Source organism: Microcystis sp. M109S1, from assembly GCF_020247025.1.
Classification (GTDB): domain Bacteria; phylum Cyanobacteriota; class Cyanobacteriia; order Cyanobacteriales; family Microcystaceae; genus Microcystis.
In genome coordinates this window covers 1-6,433 of the sequence record NZ_JADBRW010000369.1, presented here as the reverse complement: position 1 = coordinate 6,433, position 6,433 = coordinate 1, and the positions used below count along the sequence as shown (strand labels likewise).

The 6,433-nt window shown below is 40.6% G+C and carries 5 protein-coding genes and 2 pseudogenes; all 7 read left to right on the top strand.

The window, feature by feature from the left end:
- Window positions 1-304 (top strand): PIN domain-containing protein (locus tag IM322_RS18150; protein WP_287699097.1); only part of this gene is annotated, 304 nt, incomplete at its 5' end.
- The gene (locus IM322_RS18145) at window positions 301-534 is read left to right on the top strand and encodes a hypothetical protein (RefSeq protein WP_287673035.1); all 234 of its coding nucleotides are present in this window, start codon (window positions 301-303) and stop codon (window positions 532-534) included. The genes IM322_RS18150 and IM322_RS18145, both read left to right, overlap by 4 nt.
- A gap of 305 nt (window positions 535-839) precedes the next feature.
- Window positions 840-1,073 (top strand): YlcI/YnfO family protein, encoded by a 234-nt coding sequence (locus IM322_RS18140; RefSeq protein ID WP_287673034.1) that lies wholly within the window; start codon window positions 840-842, stop codon window positions 1,071-1,073.
- Entirely contained in the window at window positions 1,066-1,419 is a 354-nt protein-coding gene (locus IM322_RS18135; protein WP_287673033.1) for a hypothetical protein, read from the top strand. The genes IM322_RS18140 and IM322_RS18135 overlap by 8 nt, the downstream gene beginning before the upstream one ends.
- A pseudogene (locus tag IM322_RS18130) lies at window positions 1,401-2,690 on the top strand (NB-ARC domain-containing protein); the annotation flags it as partial. The gene IM322_RS18135 and the pseudogene IM322_RS18130, both read left to right, overlap by 19 nt.
- A 927-nt stretch (window positions 2,691-3,617) precedes the next feature.
- Window positions 3,618-4,454, top strand: a pseudogene (locus IM322_RS18125) (formylglycine-generating enzyme family protein); the annotation flags it as partial.
- A gap of 257 nt (window positions 4,455-4,711) precedes the next feature.
- Complete coding sequence (locus IM322_RS18120) at window positions 4,712-6,037, top strand: NF041680 family putative transposase (RefSeq protein ID WP_287673032.1); 1,326 nt, start codon at window positions 4,712-4,714, stop codon at window positions 6,035-6,037.
- Window positions 6,038-6,433 lie beyond the last annotated feature (396 nt).

The window sequence follows — 6,433 nt, the reverse complement described above, 5'->3', positions numbered from 1 at the left end:
CCTAGTTTTTGAGTACGAAGAAATACTAAAAAGAGAACAACAACAAATAAGCTTAAATAATGAAGACATAGATAATATTATTAATGGAATTTGCCATCTAGCTAACCATCACGAAATCTTTTATATGTGGCGACCATTAGCTAAAGATGAAGATGATGACTTCCTGATAGATTTAGCCCTTAAATGCCAAGCGAGCTTTATAATTAGTTACAATCAAAGAGACTTAAACCCTGTTGAAAAGTTCGGAATTTCCGTTGTGACACCAAAACAATTCCTACAAATACTAGGAGAAATCAAACCATGAAACTAAGCACCAACATTCCAGATGCTTTATATCAGCAAATTGAAATCTTAGCAAATAAACAAAGCATACCGGTAGAGCAACTGGTAACAATGGCATTAGCTGCCCAAATATCCTCTTGGATGACTAAAGATTATCTAGAGGAAAAAGCACAACAGGGAAGTTGGGATAAGTTTCAACAAGTATTAGCTAAAGTTTCAGACAGAGAGCCAGAAGATTATGACAAACTATAATTCTTTTTTTGGTAAATCTAGGTCAAAATCCCAAGTTAAAGCCAAAATTGTTGCTGAATACTTTTAAGCTAATGAGAATTTTGGCTCTTCTAAGTTCTGTGTGATAAGTTTAGCTTGCATAGGATCGATCAATCTTTGTGTCCTTCGTGTCTTTGTGGTTCGTTCCCCTCGCCAGGAGGAATGTATCTTAGAATACATTTTACCCACCAAATCCAAGAGAGCCTCGTTCGCCCGCGAAAAATGACTAAAAGGGTGACACTTAGCCATACGTTTGGTAGCATGGTGGGAGAAGAAATGTAACTGTTATGGGCAAACCACAAATCGCCGTCCGAATTCCCCCACCTCTCCTCGCCGAACTCAACCAGTACGTCGAGCGGGTTGGCACGTCCAAGACGGATGTGATCGTCAGTGCGATCTCTCAATACCTAGGCTGTGCCGAGACTGTGCCGTTGAGTCAGCGAGTAGCTGAGTTGGAAACTAAAGTTAAAGAACTACAAGTATTGCTCAAAGCTAGATTTATTGGAGGTGCGAATGAGTGAAATTCCCCTGTGTAGCGTAACGATTTCATCCCAACTTCCTCTCGATGAAATAGACTCTTTAGAAACATCTTTACTGATCAATTCAATTAAGGCACAGAAATTTCCAAGTCGCGTGTTAGGTGCAGATGACGTAGCTTTTGTAGCTACAGTAGTTGGAGGGTTAGCAGCTACTGCCAATTTGATAGAATACAGCATCAAATTCGCTAAGACGATTAATAATTGGCGACGAGAACTGCGCTTAAAAGGAATAGAACCAAAGGGGAGGCTAGAACATCCCCAACGTCCTCCCCTAGATATTAGTAAAGCTACCGATGAGGAGATAGTAGAATGGTTGTCTCGCAAGTAGTCACAAAATATCCTGTTATTACAGGGGAAGAAAAAGTTACTCGACAAGATAATTCCTTCAGTAATCAAATTCTCATCTTATTTTCAGCCCCTCTACTCAAAGAAGACTTAGAACCAGTAGAGAATTTAGCAATTCAGCCAGAAATTGAAGCGATCGCTTCAGTATTAGAGGATATATCTCATCCTATAGCAGTGGAGATAGTAGTTAAAGTAGCCACATCCAAGACGCTGCAAGATGCCTTTTCCAGTCGGGTCAAACCACTAATTATTCATTTCATTGGTCATGGAATGAGAGAGGTGGATAGTACAGCCCTAGTGTTAGAAGATGAGGTGGGAATTACTCGTTCTTTTACTGAAAAAGAACTAGAAATTGCTTTATCAAATCAGAAGCAACCACCTTGTCAATTAGCTTTATTAAATGCCTGTCATTCAGAAAAACTAGCCCTAGCTTTTGTTAAAGCTGGAGTGCCTCATGTGATAGGAATTGACGCTGAGGATAAAATTCTCGATGTAGCGGCCCGATGCTTCTCGCAACGACTTTATCAAGCATTATTCAATCAAGATGAGATTGTTAATGCTTTTTTAGTGAGTCGCAATGCAGTTAAACTTGATGATAAATTAAAAACAATCTTTAACGCTGAAACTTTTGAGCTAGGAGTTAATTTCTATGAAGCTTTTAAATTTCGATTATTACCCCAATCTTCCCACAATAAATCACTGATCATAGAACCAGCCAATTCTCGCAGTGTTATCTATCCCCAGTGGTCAAATACTAATATTTCCCGTGACGATCCCAACTTTGTCGGACGCAGACAAGAAATACATCAAGTAATTAAAGTTCTGGTAGAAAAAGAACAACGCTGTCTTGCCCTGCATGGTATGGGAGGAATAGGCAAAACAGCCTTAGCTTATGCCATTGGTAGGTGGTTACATGAACGAGAACGCTATCGTGATGGAGTTTGGTTTATTAGTTTGCGCGATACTGATTCTGTAGGAACGCTAATTACTAAAGTTCAACAGAGTCTTGGATTAAAGAGTTTTGTTTTAGAGAGAGAATTAAGAAATAGTAGGATTTTTTTGATTCTCGATGATTTGGATAGATTGATTGAGAAAGAATCCAATGAACTAATTGACCTTTTGAACTTGCTATTAGAACAATGTCCTAATTTAAGATTGCTGCTGACTTCCCGTGATTCTCTAGTCAGGGACATTCTTTATTGCCATCAAGAAGAAGTTTGCAGTATGGGAGTATCAGAAACAATAAAAATATTTAGAAAGTATGCTCCCTCACAAGCTCAATGGGGAGATAATGAAGATTTGGAGGAAGATTTTAATCTTTTAATCAAGTTTCTTGATGGTTATCCCTTACCTATAAAACTAGCGGCATCTTATATGAGAGAAAATCAATTTACTCTCAAGATATTGTGTGAAGAATTAAACATTGAACCGATGGAAATTCTTGATTCTTATTCTTCGGAAGAAAGAAAAGAAAGAAGCTTGCGAATAACTTTAGAGCGTTCTTTTGAAGTGTTATCGGTAGAGGGTCAAGATATATTTCCTTTATTGGCTTTCTTTCCGAGTGGCTTGAGTCGTGATTTGGCTAGAGCTATTGGGGGAAGAAGTGGTCAGAAAGCTTTGGGGGAGTTGCTTAAGTTTTCAATGGCAGAAAAGTCTCTTACTGCTTCTGACTGGAGATTAACTTTACCCGAACCTGCCCGCACTTACGCAAAAAGTAAATTGCAGCAAGGAAGAGGAATTGACGATCTTGCGCCTCTTGTTTTAGATTTTTATTATAGCAATTTCTGTGACAGAGTTCTCAGGCTTTTTGATAATAAAGATGATAAAAAGGGACAGCAATTACTTCTGCAAGAAAATTCAAATTTAATCTTGTTTCTTCAATGGGGCTATGAGAGTGAATTGAGTTCAGAGCAAATCTGTCGCAGTGCGAGGATGACAGCTTCATTAAGTCCTTATTGGCGCTGGATTGAAGCGAATCAAGACCCTTTAGTTAGATTGCGCTTGGCTGCTTCAGCCGCCCAAAGAAATCAAGATCGAGAGGGAGAAGATTTAGTGAGAAATGCCATTGCAGCTTTGGCTTCTAGAGGATCATTTAGAACTGTTCAATCTTTGGCACAAGGAAGTGAAGATCAATTTGAGTTTGAAACTATTACCATCAACAGTAGGGGCAAAGAAATCAAACAAGAGCTTAAACAAGCGCAATATTTCACTGAAACTCTCTCTGGCGAAGTTATTCTCGATCTGGTTGCCATCCCAGGTGGCGAATTTATGATGGGAACAGAAGACGAGGAAATCGAAAGACTGGTGAAGAAATTTGATTGGCAGTACTTTAGCCGGGAAAAACATCAACATCAAGTTACCCTTCCCTCTTTCTACATGGGTAAATATCCCATTACCCAAGCGCAGTGGCAAGCGATCGCCTCCCGTGCCGATTTAAAAGTTAAACAAGACCTTGAATCTAACCCAGCCTATTTTAAAGACCGTCCCGATAGCGATCGCCGTCCCGTGGAAAAAGTCAACTGGTACGATGCGATCGAGTTCTGTGGGAGATTATCCAAGTTGACGGGAAGGGAATACCGGCTACCGAGCGAAGCAGAATGGGAATATGCCTGTAGAGCGGGGACAACAACAGCCTTTCACTTTGGGGAAACTATCACGGGAGATTTAGCTAATTATAATGCTACTAAAACTTATGCAGATGAACCCAAAGGAGAATATCGAGAAGAAACGACTCCCGTGGGACAATTTCCCCCCAATGCCTTCGGTTTGTACGATATGCACGGCAATGTTTGGGAATGGTGCGCTGATGACTGGCATGATAATTATGATGGTGCGCCGACGGATGGCAGTGTCTGGATAGAAAATGGGAATGATAATTGTTCTCCTCTGCGGGGCGGTTCTTGGTGCAACCATCCAAGTTACTGCCGTTCCGCTTACCGCTACTACGTCGATGGGCGCGTCTCCCTCTACTACAGCCTCGGTTTTCGCGTGGTGTGCGGTGCCGGGAGGACTCTGTAACCCTTTTTCTCTTTTTTCCCTTTTTACCCTCATTCCCTATTTTTTCTCTTTTCTTTTCTTTCCCGCCTCACGGCGGGTCGATTTTTTGCGGAAAATTGGCGTTAATGTTAAATTTTATTACTGGACTTCCCCCATACACTGGAGTTTAGACTAACTCAACCTGCAACCAAACTGCACAGTTTGGTCTAATGATAAGAAGACTACAGGGAGTCAAAAAAAGGAGATAATGGGATAAAATTGTCAAATAATCAAAAAACTTGAATCAATCTACTCAGAAACTCCAGGATTTTAGAAATGAAGTCTATCAACTACTAGGGCCAGCTAAAGATAGCACTTTCGAGTTGATGGATGCCATTCTTGTCACGAAAAATGTCTATTCTTTGGTTGAATTATCGCTTTCACCAGTATTTCGACGAAAGTGGTCAAGCCTGTATGAAGCTCTCGATGATTGTCGGCCTAAAACCAACAAATTGATGAAACTCTATATTAGCGAAATCCCCAGCTCCGAACCATCACAACGGATAATCTTGGCAGGAGATCATACACCTTGGCCCAGAACTGAAGCTCCAACGTTAAAAGACAGAACTTATGAACACGGGGCCAAAGTTATTTCAGGAAAACCAATTACGTTAGGTCATGGTTACAGTACGTTAGCCTGGATACCAAAAGAAAAAGGCAGTTGGGCATTGCCCTTACGACATGAGAGAATTACTTCTCATGAAACGCCAATAACTAGAGCCGTTTTACAACTTAAACAAGTATGCCGACATCTCGAAGAAAGACCCATAACTTTGTGGGACAGTGAGTATGGGTGCGCTAATTTCGTAAAACTAACATCCGAGATAAATGCGGATAAGTTAATGCGTTTACGTCCTAACCGTTGTGTTTTTGCTAAGGCTCCTGCCTATCAAGGAAAAGGAAGACCGAAGAAACATGGACATAAAATGAAATTGTCTGCTCCCATAACTTGGGCAATTCCTATTGAATCAATTGAAATCAATGATTCAACTTGGGGAGTCGTTAAAATTCAAAAATGGAGCCAATTTCATTTCTATGAATCGGCGGAGCATCCGATGGAAATCATTTTGATTCAACGCCAAGGGAAAGGACTTTCCCAAAAAGAAGCCAAACCAATGTGGTTAGCGTGGATTGGAACCGAACAACCTTCTTTAATGTCCTTATGGTCGCTTTATTTAAAACGCTTTGCTATTGAACATTGGAATCGATTTGTTAAACAAAGATTACATTGGACAAAAGCGAAATTGGGAAATACAGAAAGCGGGCAGAGATGGAGTAATTTGATGCCAATTTTAACTTGGCAATTATGGTTAGCTCGTGAAATGATAGAGGACAACCCGCTGCCGTGGCAGAAGCCTCAACCCCTGGAGAAGTTAACCCCCGGACGAGTGGCACAAGGCTTTGCGGGACTTTTAGCCGTGATAGGCACACCCGCCAAACCACCAAAACCCCGCGGAAAGTCCCCAGGTTGGGAAAAGGGTAAGAAAAGGAAGAAAAAACCTCGTTATCCAGTGGTCAAAAAGACAGTAACTCGACAGAAAAAAGACAAAAAAGAGGCAGCTTAAAGCCCCTAATGAATAAATTAGCATTATTTTTAGCTTTTCTGACAAGCTAAGTCTTTTTTTTATGCGTTCTAATTATCAGACTAGACTTTACAGTCTGATTTTTTAGTCTAAACTCCAGCATACAGAAATACTAAAAAATTAACAAAACCCTTACCGCAGGTCGCTTCTCAGAAAAAATTGAAAAGGGGCTACTGGGTACATTTTTCGCTTGAAAATGGCTGTACCGTTGACTGTATCTGGAGTAGAGCGATGACCTAGAGTTGGCTGTATAGTGATCGCTAACCTGATTTTAACAGATAGTGTCATTAATCTCTAGAGTAAGGGATTCGCTCTGTAGCCATGTTTTTGCTGGTTTTCTGCCCCGAAACAAGCTATAATGGTCGAAAGGTCAAATTT